The 18,937-nt window shown below is 62.0% G+C and carries 15 protein-coding genes; 6 read left to right on the top strand and 9 right to left on the bottom strand.

Features of this window, described 5'->3' with window-relative positions:
* Nucleotides 1-253: 253 nt before the first annotated feature.
* Together NET03_RS10370 and NET03_RS10365 are read left to right on the top strand one after the other, a co-directional pair.
* The gene (locus tag NET03_RS10370) at nucleotides 254-1,408 is read left to right on the top strand and encodes a hypothetical protein (protein WP_252128844.1); all 1,155 of its coding nucleotides are present in this window, start codon (nucleotides 254-256) and stop codon (nucleotides 1,406-1,408) included.
* A gap of 576 nt (nucleotides 1,409-1,984) precedes the next feature.
* The gene (locus NET03_RS10365) at nucleotides 1,985-3,013 is read left to right on the top strand and encodes a hypothetical protein (RefSeq protein WP_252128843.1); all 1,029 of its coding nucleotides are present in this window, start codon (nucleotides 1,985-1,987) and stop codon (nucleotides 3,011-3,013) included.
* 26 nt (nucleotides 3,014-3,039) lie between these two features.
* Here NET03_RS10365 and menH read toward each other — a convergent pair whose 3' ends face one another.
* From menH to NET03_RS10340, 5 genes are all read right to left on the bottom strand, one after another.
* Nucleotides 3,040-3,855 (bottom strand): 2-succinyl-6-hydroxy-2,4-cyclohexadiene-1-carboxylate synthase, encoded by an 816-nt coding sequence (gene menH, locus NET03_RS10360; protein WP_252128842.1) that lies wholly within the window; start codon nucleotides 3,853-3,855, stop codon nucleotides 3,040-3,042.
* A 14-nt stretch (nucleotides 3,856-3,869) separates the two neighbouring features.
* A complete protein-coding gene (menD, locus tag NET03_RS10355; protein ID WP_252128841.1) occupies nucleotides 3,870-5,618 on the bottom strand; it encodes a 2-succinyl-5-enolpyruvyl-6-hydroxy-3-cyclohexene-1-carboxylic-acid synthase in 1,749 nt (582 codons plus the stop codon).
* Nucleotides 5,619-5,623: 5 nt separating this feature from the next.
* Nucleotides 5,624-7,000: an isochorismate synthase gene (locus tag NET03_RS10350; protein ID WP_252128840.1), complete on the bottom strand. Its 1,377-nt coding sequence runs from the start codon at nucleotides 6,998-7,000 to the stop codon at nucleotides 5,624-5,626.
* Nucleotides 7,000-7,659 (bottom strand): TetR/AcrR family transcriptional regulator, encoded by a 660-nt coding sequence (locus NET03_RS10345; RefSeq protein WP_252128839.1) that lies wholly within the window; start codon nucleotides 7,657-7,659, stop codon nucleotides 7,000-7,002. Before NET03_RS10345 ends, NET03_RS10350 begins: the two co-directional genes overlap by 1 nt.
* Nucleotides 7,660-8,028: 369 nt before the next feature.
* Complete coding sequence (locus NET03_RS10340; RefSeq protein WP_252128838.1) at nucleotides 8,029-8,883, bottom strand: glycerophosphodiester phosphodiesterase; 855 nt, start codon at nucleotides 8,881-8,883, stop codon at nucleotides 8,029-8,031.
* Nucleotides 8,884-9,081: 198 nt separating this feature from the next.
* Between NET03_RS10340 and NET03_RS10335 the strand changes: the two genes are divergently transcribed.
* From NET03_RS10335 to NET03_RS10325, 3 genes are read left to right on the top strand one after another with little or no spacing between them, the layout of a single operon-like run.
* Nucleotides 9,082-10,044 carry a carbohydrate ABC transporter permease gene (locus NET03_RS10335; RefSeq protein WP_252128837.1) on the top strand — a complete coding sequence of 321 codons (963 nt, stop codon included), beginning with the start codon at nucleotides 9,082-9,084 and terminating at the stop codon, nucleotides 10,042-10,044.
* Nucleotides 10,037-10,879 (top strand): carbohydrate ABC transporter permease, encoded by an 843-nt coding sequence (locus tag NET03_RS10330; RefSeq protein WP_252128836.1) that lies wholly within the window; start codon nucleotides 10,037-10,039, stop codon nucleotides 10,877-10,879. The genes NET03_RS10335 and NET03_RS10330 overlap by 8 nt, the downstream gene beginning before the upstream one ends.
* 45 nt (nucleotides 10,880-10,924) lie before the next feature.
* On the top strand, nucleotides 10,925-12,346 hold the full coding sequence (locus NET03_RS10325; protein WP_252128835.1) for an ABC transporter substrate-binding protein: 1,422 nt from the start codon (nucleotides 10,925-10,927) through the stop codon (nucleotides 12,344-12,346).
* 868 nt (nucleotides 12,347-13,214) lie between these two features.
* Here the strand turns inward: NET03_RS10325 and NET03_RS10320 are convergent.
* The 4 genes from NET03_RS10320 to NET03_RS10305 all read right to left on the bottom strand — a co-directional run bounded on the left by NET03_RS10320 (nucleotide 13,215) and on the right by NET03_RS10305 (nucleotide 16,374).
* The gene (locus NET03_RS10320) at nucleotides 13,215-13,730 is read right to left on the bottom strand and encodes an NUDIX domain-containing protein (RefSeq protein ID WP_252128834.1); all 516 of its coding nucleotides are present in this window, start codon (nucleotides 13,728-13,730) and stop codon (nucleotides 13,215-13,217) included.
* Nucleotides 13,731-13,734: 4 nt separating this feature from the next.
* Nucleotides 13,735-14,130, bottom strand: a complete 396-nt coding sequence (locus tag NET03_RS10315) for a hypothetical protein (protein WP_252128833.1) — start codon at nucleotides 14,128-14,130, stop codon at nucleotides 13,735-13,737.
* Nucleotides 14,131-15,094: 964 nt separating this feature from the next.
* On the bottom strand, nucleotides 15,095-15,484 hold the full coding sequence (locus tag NET03_RS10310) for a regulator (protein ID WP_252128832.1): 390 nt from the start codon (nucleotides 15,482-15,484) through the stop codon (nucleotides 15,095-15,097).
* Nucleotides 15,481-16,374 (bottom strand): KaiC domain-containing protein, encoded by an 894-nt coding sequence (locus NET03_RS10305; RefSeq protein ID WP_252128831.1) that lies wholly within the window; start codon nucleotides 16,372-16,374, stop codon nucleotides 15,481-15,483. The genes NET03_RS10310 and NET03_RS10305 overlap by 4 nt, the downstream gene beginning before the upstream one ends.
* Nucleotides 16,375-17,256: 882 nt before the next feature.
* Between NET03_RS10305 and NET03_RS10300 the strand changes: the two genes are divergently transcribed.
* On the top strand, nucleotides 17,257-18,930 hold the full coding sequence (locus NET03_RS10300) for an FAD-dependent thymidylate synthase (protein WP_252128830.1): 1,674 nt from the start codon (nucleotides 17,257-17,259) through the stop codon (nucleotides 18,928-18,930).
* Nucleotides 18,931-18,937: the final 7 nt, after the last annotated feature.

Below are 18,937 nucleotides of genomic sequence, written 5' to 3'. Positions count from 1 at the left end.
CTTGCAGCGGCTGACAAGATGCACACATCTTTCATCTACGTTGGTGAGAAGCGTCCGTGACACGGGAGGCTCCCTGCTCGTTGTGACGACCGAGTGCGCGGGGGTGGTTCCTATCCCAGGCGCGCCGTTGGGGCTCGTCTCCCAGCCAAGGGACTCGCGGTTTTCTGCCGTGCGTCACCGACCAGTCATTTTGGTACACTGGCTTGCATCCGATCCGATCTCGTCACCACGGGCGGCCATGGGACTGCCAGTCGTGAGCCGATGGAAAGAAGGTCAGCAGTGGCTGATCGCCGCTCGGTTCTTCTTCCTCGTTGTCTTCCTCTGGACGGCGGTCACCTGTGGAGAGCATCCGAGGAGCGATCTTGTACTGTATGCCATCCGACCGGGGCACCTTGTTGCGCTTGATCCAACGGATGGAGAGGAACGCTGGGCGACATCGATCCCGCTGGAATTCGTCTGCGAGATTGTGCCTTCGCCGAGTGGGCAATGGGTGGCTGCGGTAGGCCACGTGCTTGTGCTTTTGCCCGTTGGTGAGCAGACTGAGCCGCTCGTGATCGAGCCGCCGCAGGGGTGGTTCTATACAAGCTGTATCTCTCCGACTGCGTGGTTCTGGCCAGGTGGAAGGCTCTTAGCGTGGGCAGATGAGCGGACGCTGCTCGTGCTGCTCCGCAAGAACGTTGCCTATCCGGATGTGTGGGCTCTTGCGTCCTTTGAGCTCGACTCACAGTCATGGCGTCCCTGGGTGCACGAGGTTCCATTTGGCTGTGACCTTCTTGATCAGCCAGTGGTCGGTTTCCACATCCGTTGCGTGAGACTACCCAACAGCCGCGGACCAGATGAACTCGTCGGTCTCCTTGGGATCGATGGACTGAACGGAGTCGTCCAACGGCGCCTCCCACTCAGTTTGCCACCAGAGCTGCGCCAGCAAGGCCTCGAGCTTGGAGCACCACCAGTGGCCGTTCGGCAAATGCGGGGAGTGCTCTTTATCCTCCTGCGGTCAGGTGTCCTTCTCATCGGAGATGACATAGCACGAGAGACGGCATCGCTGGTCGTCTGGCGGGAGGCCGGTCTCAAGGAACGAGCGCGTGGGATTGCCCTTCGCCTCACGCGGGATGGCTCGGCGGCGTGGGTCGTCCTCGCGGAGGAAAACGATCGTTTACGGGTTTCGCTCCTGGAACTGCGGACGCGGAGCGTGGTGCGGACCGTTGAGCTTCCGGCCCGGGCTATCGGCCTTGACTTTGTTGACGATGGTGTCGTGGTGATGGTACTCGAGCAGGCGTCTGGGCAGCGGCAGGTTGTGCGCCGCGAGCTCCGCACCGGCGCAGAGCGCATCCTCGCGACACTGGGTGAGTACGAGGTGTGTTGCTGGGTGGGGCCGCTTGCGAGGGAAGCATCAGGGGGGCAGTAGATGGCTCAGCAGTCGCGCTCATGACGAACCACACTGCTCGCATTCCTGGAGTGCGCTTCGATGTCAGACACGGTGCCACACAGGCGAATGAATCTCTCCGTGGAATTGAATGAGTCCCTCATCTTGCGATCGCGCGTGGCAAGCATGCTGTACCTGATGATCGTCAGCCGTCGCCGCATAACTTGGTTGACTCCAAAGAGGGCGTGCGAACGTGACCCAAGCAGAGACGTCCAGAGGGTACCCCAGTATTGATGCCGGTTGGTAGGAGTGAGGTGTCGCGACCATCGATGAGAGGGCAAAGATTCAACTTCTGGCGACCAGCGAAGGGGGCACCTGCTAACAGTTCCTCTAGTGCCTCATCCCTGGGAGCACAGGCGGGGTGAACGCCGTGACGATTCGGTTCTATACTCTCACCGAGAACGATTCAGCGAGTCATGAAACACGAAGATGGGTACGCTATCGACTCGGTACTGCGCGTGTCCAAGGCTCGGGTCACGGCTTGGCTGGTTTCGCAGCTGGCTGCTGTGCCTGATCGCCTTTCTTGTTGGGTGTGCTCAGGCTCCGAGACCAGAAACAGTGGTGTTCCTCGCGCGCCCTGGCCAGCTCATCGCACTGGACAGCCGGGATGGCCGTGAACGGTGGTGGGGAAGCTTGCCGCCTGATCCGGTCTGCGACGTTGCGCCTTCGCCGGACGGTCGTTGGGTCGCTGTGCTGCAGCGCAGCCTTGTCGTCCTGTCGATTGAAAGGCCACTCGAGTGGATCGTAGCCGATTCCCCGCCGGGATGGTTCTTTCTGAGCTGCATACATCCGTACGGTCGGGTTGACTCGCCTTGGTCGTTGCTGAGCTGGGCGGATACAGATGCAATCCTTGTCATGGTGCGAAAGTCCTTCGGTGGTCAAGAGTTGCGCGGGATCACTGCGTTTGACCTTAAATCGCGTGCCTGGAGGCCATGGGTGCAGCAGTTGGTGCCGGGCTGTTGGCTGCTCGCGCAACCGAGCCGGGAGGTGCAGCTTGCGTGCGAGCGACTCCGCTTCGGTCGTTGGCCGCTCGCGTTTTCGGGATTGTTGGGGATCGATCCGACGAACGGGGTCATCCGGCGGTGGATCACGCTCAGCCCACCGCAACGCCTGATTGCACTTGGGGTGCCGGAGGTTTCGCCGGTTGTCGGGGTAGCGGAGCGCGGCGAGTATCAGTACGTCCTCACCGAGTCGGGGGTGCTCTCTATTCTGGATCGTTCGGGATACGTGCTCGAGAGCTTGCTCGTCTGGCTCGAGGCAGGACTCGTCTCGCGTGCCAGTGGGAAGGCGTTGCGGGTGGACCGCAGCGGTACGGTAGCCTGGGTGGTGCTGTGGCGAGCTGATTCGTCTTCCGTGCTCGCGCTCGTCGAGCTCCGGTCGCGGACGGTACCGCGAACACTGGCTCTGGACGAACGACTTGTGGATCTCGACTTCCTTGATGATGGGGTGGTTGTGTTGTTGCTCGACGAAGGGACAGGCTTTCGCGTTGTGCGCCGCGAGCTCCGTTCCGATACCGTGCGGGAACTAGGCACGCTACCTCGGGAGACGACCTGCTGTTGGATGGGCCCACTTGCTCCCCGAGATTGATTCCCTGATGCTCTCGGCAGCGGCCGTCACACGCGCAGGAATGACTCGACGGCGACGAAGAAGTGCTCCGGTTGCTCAAGGTGCACGGTGTGGCCGGCGTCCGGCACGATGACGATTGTTCCATGAGGGAGTTGGGACATCATTGCTCGGCCAATGGCCACGTACCGCTCATCGAGTGCACCGACGAGCACAAGCACCGGGCAGCGCAGATCCTGGAGGCGCCCCCAGACTGGCGGCATCGTCCCTGTGCCGAAGCCGCGGAGCGACGAGGCCAGTCCGTGTGGCCGTTGCGTGAGCCACTGAGCACGGAGCCGTCTTCGCACGCTCTCCGGTAGGCGGTGGCGACTGGCGAAGAGCGGAAGGGAATCCCAGTACTCGGCGAACCAGAGAAGGCCGCGCTCCTCGATTGCCCGCGCGAGTTCCTCGTCAGCTTGCTGGCGAGCGGCGCGCTCAACGGGATCAGCGATTCCGGGTGTCGCGCTTTCCACGACGAGTCGAGAAACACGCTCTGGTGCGGTCAGTGCGAGGTGGAGTGCCAATCGTCCGCCCATGGAGTAGCCGAGGACTGCCGTTCGCTCGATCGCGAGGGCATCGAGGAGTGCGAGGAGGTCGGCGACTTGCTCGCTCACCACATAGCGGCTGGCATCTGTCGGGGCATCACTTGCCCCATGTCCCAGGAGATCCGGGGCAAGGAGCTGAAAACCGCGGACGATGAACTTTGGGGCCACGTCGCTCCACGTGTCGCCCGATCCAGTAAAGCCGTGGAGCAACAGGAGCGGCGAACCGCGGCCCGCGGCGCGAAGGTGATAGTGGATACCGCGGAGTTCGAGTGTGCCCTGCACCTGCCAGGGATCCCTCACGGTGCATCCTCGGCGAGGGCGGCGCGCACAGTGGCTCGTGCCTCTGTCCACAGCTCCTGATGCAGCTGCCAATTACGCTGTCGATCGGTCCGGAGTTCAATGACGGTAACACGGTCGCTCTCGAGCGACGCGCGGAGCGCAGCACGGAAACTCGACCAGTTGGGGGGCTGCCGATACTCTAGGCCGAAGAGCGCTGCCGCATGACGGAAGTCGAGGCCATGAGGAGTGCCGAAGAGGAATTCGAAGTGCTCGGGTACCTCAGATGCCTGCGGTAGGAACGAGAAGATACCACCACCGTTATTGTTGAGGAGCACGATCGTTGCCCGCAGCTGATGGCGTCGCGCAGCGAGGAGTCCGGTCAGGTCGTGGTAGAAGGAAAGATCACCCGTGACGAGCACAGTGGGGCCAGGGTGCACGGCAGCGATACCAAGGGCCGTCGAGGTCACGCCGTCGATGCCGTTGGCGCCCCGGTTTGCGAAAATCTGTACCCGCTGCTCAATCGTGGGGAAGAAACTGTCGAGGTCGCGGACTGGCATGCTGTTGCCGGCGACGAGTGCCGCGCCGTCTGGCAGCAGCGTTGCAAGTTCGGTGAAGACGCGTCCCTCAAACGGCTCCTCGAGCCGGGACAGTCCTTGGGTCAGTGCTGACCGTGTGACTCGGTCGAGTCGTACCCATCGAGCACTCCAGACGATGTCAGAATGGGGGACACGCTCTGCGAGCAGCCTGGCAAGTGTGCGAAGCGTCGGCCTCAGTGAGCCACAGACGACCCATCCGGCGCGGTGCAGGGGGTCCGGCCAGTTCCCTGGAGTGATCAGGACATGGATTGCCTCTCCCCAGGCGTCAAGTGCAAGCTGCAACGACTTTGAGGTCGGGAACCCCCCGATCCGTAGCACGAGTTCGGGGGCCAGTGCGGCAACAGCGGCTGGCTCCCGCAGCATGGCGTCATACGCGTCGAGCACGAGCTCGCGCGGATGCGGTCCGGCACGGAGCTGGGAGAGCGGATCGGCCAGGATTGGGTAGCCGAGAAGCGCGGCGAGTTCGATGACTGCATCGGCGAGTGCTGGATCGAATTGAGGTCCGGCAACGATAATCCCTCGTGGATGTGTCGCGAGGAGTTCGACAAGTGGCTCCAGCGCTTGTCCATTTGGCTGTGTGCTCAGTGTGAGCGCCTGACCGTCTCGTTGTTCGGGTGGACTGGTAAAACACGGAATGAGTGGCTCGCGGAAGGGAAGGTTGACGTGGACGGGGCCAGGCGGGAGCGCGCGGGCCACTGTGACGGCACGGCGAGCGATTGTCCCGGCAGCACGCCGTGTAAGCGGCGTCGCGTCGGGGAGTGGTGTCTCCGCGAACCACTTGACGTGCGACCCGTAAAGGCGCAGTTGGTCGATGGTCTGGGGTGCGCCGGTGTCACGCAGTTCCGGTGGTCGGTCAGCGGTGAGGACGATGAGGGGAACGAGAGAGAGGTTGGCCTCGACGACGGCTGGCAGGAGGTTCGCTGCAGCTGTACCGGAGGTCGTCACCACGGCTACCGGTTCGTCGAGTGCACGGGCGAGACCCAGCGCGAAGTAGCCCATCGAGCGCTCGTCCAGATGATCCCAGAGGCGAATACGTGGTTCGCGGACGAGTGCCAGGACGAGCGGAGTGGAGCGCGAGCCGGGTGCGAAACAGGCATGCCGGAGTCCCGCGTCCGCCAGGGACTGGACAAATGTGGCCACGGTGGTACCAAGTGCCTCGCGGTCGTTCATGCGTGTCACGCACCTCCGAGGACCTCGAGCATGGGACGGAGCTTCGCTTCTGACTCGTCCCATTCTGCAACTGGGTCGGAGTCGGCGACGATGCCACAGCCAGCGTAGAGCCGCGCCACCGTGCCCCAGACAATACCGGAGCGGAGCCCAACGACGAACTCCCCGTCTCCGCTGGCAGTTATCCAACCAAGGGCACCGGCGTACCAGCCGCGCGGGATAGGCTCGTAGGTACGGATGAAGGCGAGCGCGGCCTCACGGGGTGTCCCGCCAACCGCAGGGGTCGGGTGGAGTCTCGCGGCGACGTCGAGCGCGCCCTGACCGTCTGCCAGAACACCAGCGATCGGCGTTGCAAGGTGATGAACGTTTGCGATTGAGAGGAGCTGGGGCTCGTCTGGTACAGCGAGCCGTTGACACACTGGGAGGAGTGCCGTGCGGATTGCCTCAACAACCAGCACGTGCTCATGTCGATCTTTTTGGCTCTTGAGGAGTTGGGCAGCCGCAGTTTTGTCCTGAGTAGGATCGGCGCTCCGGGGAGCTGAGCCGGCCAGGGCCACTGTCATGACAGTACCGTTTTCGACCTTGACGAGTCGCTCCGGTGTCGCGCCAAGGAAGACGGTCTCGCCGATGCCAACCGCGAAGATGGTACAGGTCGGGTAGCGCTCGGCGAGTGCCCGGAGCGTGATCTCGAGCGAGAACGGTCGCTCGGCGATCAGTTCAACCGCGCGGGCGAGGACGACTTTGCGAAGTTCGCCGCGGCGGATGGCATTGCGTGCAGTCTCGACCAGTTCGGCCCAGTGCGCACGCGAGACTCGATCGCATCGTCTCACGACTGAAAGCGGCGTTTTCAATGAGGTTGGCGTCGCCGGTGGCCACGCTGGCGTGGTCAGTGGCACGAGGTCGTCCGGCCGAACAGTCTGCTGCACGAGTTGGGCCGACAGCTCACCGCGCTGCACGTAGGCGAGACGAGGAAGGAAGGCTTGGAGATTGCCGAACGGTTCCCACCAGGTGTCGATCCGTGGGTCTTCCGGGTCGAAGGCACAACCGGCAAAGGCAAGGGGGGCGAGGGGCCCTTCCTGCACGGCTTCCGCAGTGTGCCATCGCCAGCTGTGGGCAAGTCGGGCAAGCGCGGAGCTCGGGGTTGGGATCATCTCCTGGATCGGTAAGCGTTGGCAGCGGAGCCCGACGATGGCTTCACCGGTCTGCGGCATCAGCCAGAGGATTCGTGGAGTACTGCTCGTGTCGGCGGCGAAGAGCGCGATCGGGTCGAGCGGCTCAATGAGCTTCGACCAACTGAGGAGCACTGGTCGCCGCAGCGCGCGCGCACGACGCTCGGCGATCGCCCACAGGTCAGCAAACGTCGAGGCGAGCACATCTCGTCGCATCATGTCTTCCTGTTCTCGGGGGATTCCGGGATGCCGAGCATGCGGCGGAGCAGTCGGCGCAGCTCCGGTGCGGCCTGCGTCAGTTCGGCTGGTTGCCCGCTGAGGAGCCACTGTGTCACCACTTCATAGACGGCGCCAAAACAGGCCGTGGCGGCGAGGTGCGCGTCGAGCGGAGGAATGGCGCCTTGCTCCTGAGCGCGCTCCAGTTCGGAGGCGATGAGCGTCGCGAAACGGTACCGTACTTCGATGAGCGCATGGTGGACAGCTGGCCCAGCGGCGAGCGCCTCCACGAGGAAGAGACGAGCGAGTGCATGGTGTTCGCTGAAGAGGCGCAAGATCACGTCGAGGGCCGCGTCAAGCTTGCCAGCAGGATCGGGAGCAGTAGCGAGCGCTTCGTTGGTCCGACGGAGTAAGAGTTGGGCGCTGCGGTCAAGGAGCGCGAGGAACAGCGCTTCCTTTCCCGGGAAGTGAAAGTAGACCCCGCCTTTGGAGGTCCGGGCTGCGATGGCGACGTCGTCCATCGTCGCTTCGCGATAGCCGCGGCGCGTGAACACCTGCAACGCGGCGTCGAGGATCCGCTCGCGGCGTTCGCGGGCGCGCAGCTGTAGTGCGCCCGTGGATGTGGCCACTTCGGGAGCTGGGCTGTCGTGTCCGCGCACGGTCTCCTCCCTGAATCCGACCGACGCGTCAGTCGGGTTTCAGTGTAGCACGGTTCACCGGACTGTCGCGGTGATCGAGCGTCATGGAGGCTGGCCTTTCAAAGAGTCCATGCTGAGGCGAGCATTCGCAGTGGCCACCAACAGTGCTGCGTGCTCCCCGGAGGGCATGGTGGGTTGCTGTTCACTGGGCCGTCGAGGGAGTAGCACCGCCGGATGACGGTGAGGAGATGAGGTGGGGAGGTGGACGTCAGCGGCTAGGGAAGAACAGTGCCCCGTCAACCTCTGTGCAGGCTCCACCGACGCCGAGGTAAACCGACCACGCTGACCGTTTGCAGGGTGTCTCGGTTCCAGCTTGCCCCGTGTCAGAAGTTACCGCCGAGCCGTGAAGGACCCCAGAGCTCGGTCGATCGCCTTTCGGGTCGCTTCTGGATAGTCTGTGATGATGCCGTCGATACCGAGCGCTGCGAGTTCAACGGCACGCTCGGGAGAGTCAATCGTCCAAACGTTGACGAGAAGTCCAGCAAGGTGGGCGCTTTGCACGACTGCAGTGCCGTGTTCGTCAAACCCGATATCGGTTGGATGGAAAGCCTCGTAGCCGCGCTCGACCGTGGTGCGGAGCTGCTCCGGAAGTGGCGCGATGGGCATTGTGCAGAGCCCGAGCGGGAGTTCTGGCTCCAGGTGTCGTACGGTGTCGAGTACTGCGGCATCGAATGACGAGACAAGCAAGCGCTCGCGGAGATCAGGGTGCCTCCGCACGAGCGCGACCAGCTTCTCGGCGATCACCTGGCCGCGCTGGCGGTCAGCTGGGTCCCACGGGGCTGACTTGATTTCGGTATTGATGCCGAGGTGCTGAGGGATTGAGGCAATGACTTCCTCGAGTGTAGGAATCCGGAGTCTCAGCCCCCGGAAAGGGAAGGTCGCGCCTCCGTCAAGGGTGAAGGCGTAGCCGGCGTCGAGCTGCTGGAGCTCGGCGAGAGTGTGCTCATGGACGAATCCCCTACCGTTCGTCGTTCGCTCCAGAGAGGCATCGTGGAGAACAACAAGGTGTCCATCCTTACTGAGGCGTAGGTCAAGCTCGACCATATCGGCCCCTTGCTCGGCGGCAAGGACGAAGGCGGTCAACGTATTCTCTGGGACGAGTCCCGAAGCGCCGCGATGGGCGATGATCCTGGGGCGCTTCGGGAAGCGTCCGCTCAGTGACTGGAGACGAGGGTTCTTGAGCATCGCAGTCTCCTCTCGGCACTTTGCCATCGCTCCCTCTGATGTTCGGTGGTAAGCACACGTTCTTGTTTGCCGTTTTGTGACTTCTCCGAGTTGCAGGCAAGTCGAGTCGTGGCGATCGCAACAGCAGCGCAACATCTGCCCCTCCACAGGCGGATAGGAATGGGGTCAGGACAGGATGAGGCCTGCGGAGGCGTGAGGATGGAGCGCTCAATCGACGTCGTGGAACGGGAGCGCATGGCGAAGATGGCAACCCCAACCACGAGTAATGCGCTCCTGCTTCACCTTCGGCGGCGGCTCGGGGATTGGCCACTCTTCGTGCTCTTGGTTGCACCGAACTTGTTGCTTCTCGCCGTCTTCACGTACTGGCCTCTGGTTTACAACGCCTACCTAAGTCTGATGCAGTGGGACTTGATTAGCCCGAGCAAGCTTTTTGTGGGACTTGAGAACTATCGCTTCTTACTGGAGGACAGCGAGTTCCGCGAAGTGTCCCGCAATACGGTCGTCTTTACGGTAGGAACGGTCGGTGGGACGGTCGTACTGGGGCTGTTGTTCGCGCTGCTCCTCGACCAGCCGTTGCGTGGGATCGCACTCGCACGCGGTGTGGTCTTTGCCCCCTATGTTCTGAGTGGTGCCGCGGTCGCGGTGTTCTGGGTCAACATGTTAAACCCGCGTTTTGGTGTTGTTGCAGAGGTCGCGAGTTGGCTGGGGACGGTGTCGCCAGACTGGCTCAATCATCCTCGGCTGGCGATGGTTGCAGTAATCCTTGTCTACATCTGGAAGAACGTAGGGTTCACGACCATCGTTTATCTCGCCGGGCTGCAACGGATTCCGAAGGAGCTGTATGAGGCGGCGACGGTCGACGGTGCTGGGATGCTGGAGCGTTTCCGGTTTGTCACGATGCCGCAGCTCGGACCGATCACGCTCTTCCTCGTTGTTGTCTCAACGATTAGCTCCTTCCAGGCCTTTGACCTGATCAAGGTGTTGACCGATGGTGGCCCGGTCAACGCAACGACGACGCTCCTTTTCTACATCTGGGAACAAGGATTCGTTGCTTTTAACGCGGGACGTGCCGCAGCGGCAGCGGTGGTGCTCTTTGCCTTACTGGCTGTGATCAGCCTGCTGCAAGTGCGCATCGGTGAGCGGAGGGTTTCCTATGACTAGCAGGATCCGGTGGCGACGTTTGGTGGGACGCGTACTTCTCGGGCTCATGGTCTTGGCAGTAGTTGTCGTCATGGGATTGCCGCTGTACTGGGTGGCAACCGGTGCACTCAAAACCAACCGAGAGATCTACACCTTCCCGCCCGTCTGGATCCCGAGCGATCCACAATGGGTTAATTTTGTCGCAGCCTGGCAAGCGGTACCGTTTGGACGCTTCTTTGTCAACAGTATCGTTACGACGCTCGGGGCGGTCACCTTAGAGCTGTTCTTTGCCCTGCTCTCCGCGTATGCGCTCGTTTTCCTGCGGGTGCGCGGTAAGGGGCTCATCTTTGCTCTCATAATCGCTGCCTTGCTGGTACCCAGCACAGTGACTTTGCTGCCGAACTACTTGACGATCGCAAGACTGGGATGGATCAACACCTACCAGGGGTTGATTATTCCGGTGGCAGCCGTTGCGTTTGGAGTCTTTCTCTTCCGTCAACATTTTCTCACGCTGCCTCGTGACCTCCTGGATGCGGCACGGTTGGATGGCTGTGGACATCCGGGGTTGATCCGACACGTTGTGCTTCCACTTTCTCAGCCAGTCATTGTGACGTTTCTCGTGATTTACCTGGTGGCACATTGGAACGACTTCCTGTGGCCTCTGGTGGCGACCAACCGACTGGAGTGGCGTACGGTGCCGATCGGAGTCGCGTACCTCTACCAGGTCGAGGGGGTCCAGAACTGGGGGCCGATCCTGGCTGGCACCGTGATGGCGCTCCTCCCGATGCTGGTCGTCTACGTGGTAGCGCAGCGCTGGATTGTGAAGGGAATCGGAGGTGGCGCGCTGAAGGGATGAATGATGGCGTGGAAGTGGGTTGTTAAAGTGTTGAGGAGGGACACGATGCCGCAGAACTTGACTCGCCGCCGTTTGTTGCTCGCTTTGGGTGGCCTATCGGGGGTGGCGTTGCTCGCTGCCTGTGGTCAGCAGCAAGCAACACCGACGTCCGCACCGGCGATGACCGGAGGCGGGGCGGCCCCCAGCCCCACCGCAGCCCCAGCAACGAGCGGTATGGCTACACCGACTGCGCCAGCGGTGGTGAAGACTCCCGGATCGACGGTCAAGGTGGTCTACTGGGGATCGTTCAGCGGAAACCTCGGTGAAGCCGAGCAGGGAATGGTCAAGCGTTTCAACGAGTCGCAGAACGAGGTCGTGGTCGACTATCAGTACCAGGGAAGCTACGAGGAGACTGCGCAAAAATTGACACAGGCGCTCGCAGCAGGAACAACACCGGACATCGTATTGCTGTCGGACGTGTGGTGGTTCAAGTTTTACTTGAACGATGTCCTCCTGCCCCTAAACGACCTCTTTGCTGCCAACCAAATCGATACCAAGGACTATGTGGATCCCTTGATCGAGGAGGGTACTCGCAAGGGAGTGATCTACTGGGTACCGTTCGCCCGCTCAACTCCGCTCTTCTACTACAACAAGCAGGCGTGGCAGGAAGCTGGCCTGCCTGATCGTGGGCCGAAGACGTGGGAAGAGTTTGTCGAATGGGTGCCAAAGCTGGTCAAGCAAGAAGGTGGTAAGACTGTACGCTATGCCTTCGCACATCCGAGTGCCGCATCGTACATTGCCTGGCTCTTCCAGCCGGTGGTGTGGCAGTGGGGCGGCCGCTACTCGGATCCGGACTTCACGATCCGCATTCAGGAAGCCCCCGCGGTGGAAGCCGGCAGATTTTATCTCTCGACGGTCAGGGATGGGTGGGCGGTACCATCGAAGGACATTGTCGCCGACTTCGTCAATGGTGCAGCGGTAGCGATGATGGCATCGACAGCATCGCTGCGGGGAATCACAAAGTCGGCGAGCTTCCCGGTTGGAACCTCGTTCTTGCCAGAGGGACCCAAGGGATTTGGTTGCTGCACGGGCGGTGCCGGCCTCGCGATCTTGAAGAACAAGCCCAAGGAGATCCAGGAAGCGGCGTTCAAGTATTTGGCGTTTGCAACATCGCGTGAGAACACCATGTGGTGGTCACAGAATACTGGGTACATGCCGGTGAGGAAGTCGGCGGTCCAGAGCTCAGAGATGCAGCAGTTCTACCAACAGAACCCGAACTTCAAGACGGCCGTCGATCAGCTGCCAAAGACGCGCCAGCAGGATGCCGCCCGTGTGTGGATCCCGAACGGCGACCAGATCATTGGAAAAGGTCTGGAACGTGTGACCGTGCAACTTGAGGACCCGGGGACTGTCTTTGCGGACGTAGCCAAGACGCTAGAACGCGAGGCGAAGCCGGTCGTGGAGCAGCTGAAGCGTCGTGAAGGCTAATTGTTCTCTTGGTTTGCCGGTGCTCGCCCCATCCGGAACCCTGGTTCCCGCTGCCAGCGGGGACCGGGGTGTTCTCCTTACTGGGGCGGTTGTGCGGCGACTGCTACCGGCTATGACCGAGATACGCACCGTGACGTCATGACCCCCACCGGCCATGCGCCGTGTGAGCAGACCGAAGAAAAAGCACGATACTGGAGGACTGCCATAGCGCACACTAACCACGAAGCCATGCTGCGGAGCTGAAGGACGGTGTACCCGCGATGACAACGGACGCTTGCTCAGGGCCCTCGTGCACTGTGGTGCTTGACATGGGGACCACAGCACAGCGATCAAGGAGTCGCCAGTAGCAGATTGGCCGAGGTGACCAGTTGGGATAGTGCGTCCGCGGACTGGGTGCGATCTCGGGTAGCCCACGGGGTGTCTTCTCAGCGCCTGTTGATGCTATTCAGAATGCCCAGATGGGGTGGTACGTACCGTCCCTTGACTGCAAGTGGGGCAGGAGTCCATCCGTCAAGAAGTAGGTGATAATCGTTGATCTCTGAGTGTCGTCTGTGGTCAATCGAGTGGTTGCTTATATGGCTTGACGCAGTTAACTGCCGGTCCAGCGTGCGTTGTTTGTCGCGTACTGCCCTTCTTCTGCCGCTCTCCTGTACCCGGCGTCTTTGCGGACAAGTGTCCCTTGTCGGTGCGGGGCGGTGATCAATGCCGAGAGAAAAGACGCCTTGGAATTCCACCCGAGTATTCTGGCCGGTTCAGGAGGGGAATCGTTGCGCTGTCTTCCACGACTCCCTGCGGGTCGCCACGGAGGGAGAGGTGCGTCCGACCCGTTGTAAGGTATGGACCACCAAGGTGTTGTGGTGCGTGGCACTCACCCCCAAAGCACGTCCAAGACGCGGCCGCTTGCATCACAGCGGGCGATGCCAAGTTTGACCGGCTCGATGCCTTGGGGGTCGCGGATCTGGTCGGTCACGAGGTTTGGGAGGATAAGCCGGGCGTTATCGGCGAGGGGGAGTGTCTCGAGGGTTGAGGTGTTGACCCAGTGGAATATTCCCTCCGGTCCGGGTGGCAGGGGTATCGCCTCAGGGAGTTCACCAGTGAAGTAGAGGAGCACCGTCAGCTCAGCACTTGTCGGGCGGTGCTGCAGAAGCACGCGGCGCAAGACGATTGTGGGGAGGGTGTCAAGGGAGATTCCCATTTCCTCCGCGAGCTCGCGACGGGCGGCTTGGGCGAGTCGGTTCAACTCATGGGGCTCGACGCGGCCGCCGATGCCCGTCCAGAAGCCGGGGAGCCGTGCCCGGTGAGAACTCCGTTCGAGCAGGAGACAGTGATCCCCGGCGAAGAGAAGGGTGACGGTGAAAACGGCAAGGATGTCAGGCGCGGGCATTGCCTCAGCAGCTCGGGCCGGGTGGGAGGGTTGTCTCTGGATCGGCGAAGGGATCCCACTGAAGGGCTTCGTCAACCGATTCGAACCAGGTGATCGCGGCGCCGTTGACGACGGCGATCACCGTGTCCTGTTGGAAGAAATAGCGGAGATAGCCGGGATCGATCGCTCGGACGCCGGGTACTGAGCGAAGCAGTTCGATTAACTGCGGTTCGTCGGGAGTAGCGACGAGGGTCTGATCGTACGCAGTGTCGGCATAGCGGTTGGTCGCCAGGTAGGCAAGGCCCGGAATGGGCGGGAGCGGTTCGTGATGCTCGACGATCCAATAGAGTGGCGGCTCGGTCAACCAGCTCAGATCCTCGCGTTCCGGGGTGCCGTCCCAGGTTTCGATCTCTCCAACCATGCATCCATCCTGTCATTCACCGTGCGTCTCGGTGTGACACGCTCGCAGCATACCACCCAGTTCACTGGCAGGAAAGTGGGAATTTCGTACTTCTGGTGTAGGAGCATCGTGCCGCTGCCCGATGACAGGGAAGACAGTCTTCCTTGGTTTCCCAAGCACGCCGAGCAGCCGCTCTCTCTGGCCTAGGATGCCGGAACCATCGTTTCTCCTCGTGTCTCGCTGATCTGGTCGGCTGTGGCCCCCTGCCAAGCTCCGACTCGGGCTCTGCAAACTGTGCGCCTGGTGTTCTGGAGGGCTCGGTTGCCGAGTGGAGCAGTTGGTGCGCGTCGTCCTCCCCGACGATTGCATACGGTGCGACGAAGGCAGGGCTGTTCGACGGCACTTGACTGGTCAAGGCCTTTCCAGGGGGGCACAGCGTGTTCCCCGTCTCCAGGGAGATGCCTCGTGCCTCAACGGATCGCAGGCTTGACAATTGGGAGGGTCACGCGTGTCCAGCATTCACTCCATGCGGTGGGCAGTAACAAACCGTCGTTGCCGACACGATGGGGTTCCCAGTCAAGGCCACAGTGACCACTGCGGGAATACCGCGCATGAGGAGCCGAGAATCCGCCTGGGCCTCTTTGCACGTGTCGAGGCGTCGAGACTCGTCAATAGCGAGCCGAGCAAAGACTCGTGCAATCCGAGCTGGCTGGACCCGATCCACGACGATCGCAGCAAGAGCAGGACATACACAGCCATTCTTGCCATGACGCAGTGCTCTCCGGCAGCAGTGAATGGGGAGAGAAAATCCACAAGAGGTAGAGATGCAGCGTTGGCCATCCAGACTTGCGCCTCGGGCAGCCGTGCGCCTCGCGTTGTGTTGGGAGACACGACCTGAGGCGCAGGTGCCTTGCTGAGAGACCCCGCGTTCACAAACGCGGAAGCCGGACGGGTTGTCTACAATAGAGTAGTGCGGCCGTTCACCTCACTCTTCGGGCTCAGGCGAGCTGCTCTCTTCCTCCCGTCGCAAGGCGTCGAGTGCCAGTTTGGCGAGTCCACCAGCGACATGGACGTTGTGCTCGCTTGGCTCCTCGCCGCGCAAGCGCTCCAGTACTGCCGCCTCTGGCGCTCGCAAGAGGTGGCGCACGGCAGCGGTCGAGACGCCGAGGAAACGGGCGATCTCCTCGGCTGACCAGTGATGTTCCTCAGCCAAGACGACGGCGTAGGCCGCCTCCATCAGGCTTGGCAGCCAGGTGAGACGGCGGAGTTCCACGAGTTGGCGCGGTCCCCCGACCAGTTCGATCGCCTTGAGAAAGACGCGGAGTGCCCGCTGGTCGATATCGGGTGGCTGTGGTGTGACCTCAATCGGAGTCATTCTTCGCCCTCCTCTTCACGGGCGTGAGCGCTGCGTACCAACTCGGTCAGCTGCGGGCCGATGCGAACTAAGCCCTCGGGGGTGATCTCGAGCAGATGCGTTGTCGTGTCGTGTCCGCTCAGGCGGCAACCGTCGATGCGGAAGAGCCGGACCGTCTCGCCGATTGGAGTGCGGTAGAGACGAGCCTGCTGAGGGGAGAGGATCGTCTGCTTGGCGAGGACGAGCGAGCCGTCAAGGATATGACCGACGGCGAAGCCGCCGGCGGCTTCCGCGGTGAGGAGCTCGTGCCCGCTTCGTTTCTGGGAGACGGCGAGGGCGGTCTGATGCCATCTCTTTAAGAAGAGGTACAGCGGCCGGACGATCTCGCGCGCCTGCATTTCGCGCGCCTCGTAGAAACCGGTCAACGAGTCAATGACGACGGCCTTCGCGCGATACGTGCGGATCGCGTAGGCAAGCGTGCTCAGGAGTGTGCCGAGATCGTGTGCCAGGTTCGTGTGTGTTGCGGCGTCGATCAAAACGACGGAGCGATCGATCGTCTCGACCGGGACACCCATCGCCCGGGCGCGGAGTTGCAAGCTGAGCGCGGCAAAGGGCCCAGGTGCCTCAGTCGTAACGAAGACGCAGGTTTCTCCGTGCCGGGCGCGCTCGACCGCGAACTGCTCGACCATAAGACTCTTGCCAGTGTCGGAGACACCAGTCACCTGGAGCACGGCGTAGCGCGGGATTCCGCCGAGCGTACGGCGCATCGGCTTGCCGTCCCGCCATTCGGTGACAAAGAAGAGTTCGTCCAGCCCGGGGACGCCGGTTGGCACGCCTTCCAGCGTCGGTACCTTCTCGGCAAGTTCGGCGAGCGGGGTCACTGCCTCAACAAGCGGTTCATGCTCGCGCATCGGTTTGCTCCCTCGTTCTTCAACGATCTCGCGCAGTCGTCGGTGCTGTACGAACGATACCTGAGCACTGAGTGAGGTGCGGTGGTCTCATGGAGCGACAGTTGGGCGATGAGTGGGATGCTCTCCGCTGTTCCAATGCTTCTCCGGGAGACATCAGGACGAAGAGACACGCTGAAGATTGAGACTCGTCAGTAGGAACGCCCTTTTGGCAGGTTGTCGGCCATCCTCCGCCGGGTCTGTCGGTTCATGCTGCGGAAGTGGCGTTCCTTCCGAGGGTACGGCCGGGGTACTGCAGTCGGACGGGAACTCCTGGCGGCCTGTGCGCAGTGCGGCGCGCCGCGGGCGTTCGTTGGGGCTTGCGCTTTCATGGCGGGCTTTGCGGATACGCAATGTCCCGGATGATTCCCTTGCCAGTGAGACAAAACAGTGCTGAACGCCACGGTCATGCGCTTATGAATGGTGAGCCCAGCGTGACGTGGTGTGTCGCTCTTGGAGCGGGATTGCCCCAAGAGGGGGCTGGCCCGAGGAAAGCCTGAGGTGAACCAGGAGAATTGTCGAAGGGGACTGGAGATCCCAGGCATCCGGAGTTGCGTGGCGAGGTGCTTGATCGGCTGTGTGCTCTTTGTGGTCATCGAGTATGCAGCTGCTGCGCCTGAAGTACTCCTCTGTCGTGGCCGTCCTGTAGCCGGTTGCAGCGCTTGCGCCGAGCCGATCGAGAGGCTGCCGCGCACCCGAACGGTCGCAGCGCCCCAACGGTGGGAGCAAGGGAGCTACGGTGGCAAAACACGCTGGAGGTCACTCGTCCAGTGTACGTACACTGTGCTACACTGGGTGATAGCTGGACGTACACTCGGAGCGGGTCAAGCGCGAGAGGGGGCGCCGATGGCGACGGTACCGATTCAGTCGCTGGATGTTGAGTATCCGTTCCGCTCGCCGCCGCCAACCGTGCGGCTGGTGCGGAGCGAGTCGAGTACGCACCCCTTCGCGCTGACGGTGGCCGCTGCGTGGTCGTGTTATGGGGCACGGCCGGCGAATGTCGAGCGTGTGGCTGAACTCGTTGCCGGCAACGGTGATGCGGCACGTGCTGCACGGCGTGAGCGAGCCGCTGCCTTGTACCCGGACCTGTTTGCTGCAGGCCATCACACGACGTTTCAACATGCCCACTTTGTCTTTGTACTGGACGGTGTCTCGCGTCTGGCCATTTGGTCGTTCTTTCACCATCACCCGTTCTACAACTCGGAGCAGGTCTCACAGCGCTACCGCGAGGTGACCGGCGCGACGATGGTGACGCCGGAACTCCCCGCGCCCCTGGATGCGCTCTATCGGGCAGCTATGGAGCGGGCGCTAGCCGGATACCGTCGGTTAGTCGAGCTCCTGACGCCTGATCTTGCTGTGCGCTACGCCGAAGTCTTCCCAGCGCGTGCGCGGAGTCAACGTCCAGAAGTGCAAGAACGGGTGCGGACGGCGGTGCAGCGCCGGGCGCAGGAAGTGGCGCGCTATGTGCTTCCGCTGGCGACACCAGCGCATCTCTACCACACCGTCAACGCGCTCACGCTGCTTCGCTACTTTGTACTGGCCAATCAATTGGATGCTCCTCGGGAAGTGCGGTACGTCGTCAATCGGATGGTCGAGGAGGTGCTCGCGGTCGATCCCAACTTCCTTGGTGCTCCGGGCCATCCGCTTGATCCCGCGGTGCTGGCTCTTGAGGAGACGTTGGAATATCAGGTGTTGCAGTCGTTTACGGCGGCACTCGAGCGGAGTGCGAGTGAGGCGTTCTTCCGCGAGTTCGATGAGGCGCTTGGGCCGTACCATTCGCGACTTGTAGCTCACACCCCAGATGCGGAGCGTGTGCTGGCAGATGCGGTGCGTGCAGTGCTGGGTCGGTCACGGGCTGAGCTTGATGACGATACCGCTATTGCCCTGGTGCTCGATCCAGCGAAGAACCACTACCTGGGACATCCGCTGTTTTTGGCGATGCACTCCAAGCTGATGCAGACGCTGACACACGTGTCCTTCACGTTCCAAAAGCGGATCAGTGGAGCGGAAGATGCCCAGAACCAGCGCCATCGTGGGACGCTGAGCTCTGGACCGGTCTTGTTGGCGCATCTTCGGGAAGAGCCGGATGTCATCGTTCCCGAGGACATCGCGCGCGTACCAGCAGCGCTTGACGAGTATCTGGAAACAATTCGCGTGCTCTGGGAGACAAAGAACCGACTGCTTGATGCCGGAGTACCGGCCGAGTACGCGCTCTATCTCTTACCGAACGCGCACCATGTACGGTTTTACGAGTCTGGAACACTCCTTGCCTATCTTTGGAAGTGGATCAAGCGCTTGTGCTTTGACGCCCAGTGGGAAATCTGGGAAACAGCGCGACAGGAAACGGAGCAGGTGCGCCAAGTCCTGCCGCGGATCGGGCAGTATGTGGCGCAACCACCGTGCGTCCTGCGCGATCGTGCGGGGCTTCATCCACCCTGCCCCGAAGGAGAGCGGTATTGTGGTGTCCCGGTCTGGCGAGGATACAACCCCGATGCCCTGCGTGTGCGCCGCGTTTTGTAGGCTTATT

The sequence above is a fragment of the Thermomicrobium sp. CFH 73360 genome, from assembly GCF_023806465.1.
In the GTDB taxonomy this organism is placed as follows: Bacteria; Chloroflexota; Chloroflexia; order Thermomicrobiales; family Thermomicrobiaceae; genus Thermomicrobium.
The sequence above is the reverse complement of the archived record's forward strand: the minus strand, read 5'-3'. Positions and strand labels throughout refer to the sequence as shown.

Coding starts and splice junctions, on each gene's coding strand:
- menD (WP_252128841.1), bottom strand. CDS start 5,618: ATGAACGACCGCGAGGCACTTGGTACCACCGTGGCCACATTTGTCCAG.
- NET03_RS10330 (WP_252128836.1), top strand. CDS start 10,037: ATGACTAGCAGGATCCGGTGGCGACGTTTGGTGGGACGCGTACTTCTC.
- NET03_RS10335 (WP_252128837.1), top strand. CDS start 9,082: ATGGAGCGCTCAATCGACGTCGTGGAACGGGAGCGCATGGCGAAGATG.
- NET03_RS10350 (WP_252128840.1), bottom strand. CDS start 7,000: ATGCGACGAGATGTGCTCGCCTCGACGTTTGCTGACCTGTGGGCGATC.
- NET03_RS10320 (WP_252128834.1), bottom strand. CDS start 13,730: ATGCCCGCGCCTGACATCCTTGCCGTTTTCACCGTCACCCTTCTCTTC.
- NET03_RS10340 (WP_252128838.1), bottom strand. CDS start 8,883: ATGCTCAAGAACCCTCGTCTCCAGTCACTGAGCGGACGCTTCCCGAAG.
- NET03_RS10315 (WP_252128833.1), bottom strand. CDS start 14,130: ATGGTTGGAGAGATCGAAACCTGGGACGGCACCCCGGAACGCGAGGAT.
- NET03_RS10310 (WP_252128832.1), bottom strand. CDS start 15,484: ATGACTCCGATTGAGGTCACACCACAGCCACCCGATATCGACCAGCGG.
- NET03_RS10300 (WP_252128830.1), top strand. CDS start 17,257: ATGGCGACGGTACCGATTCAGTCGCTGGATGTTGAGTATCCGTTCCGC.
- NET03_RS10325 (WP_252128835.1), top strand. CDS start 10,925: ATGCCGCAGAACTTGACTCGCCGCCGTTTGTTGCTCGCTTTGGGTGGC.
- NET03_RS10305 (WP_252128831.1), bottom strand. CDS start 16,374: ATGCGCGAGCATGAACCGCTTGTTGAGGCAGTGACCCCGCTCGCCGAA.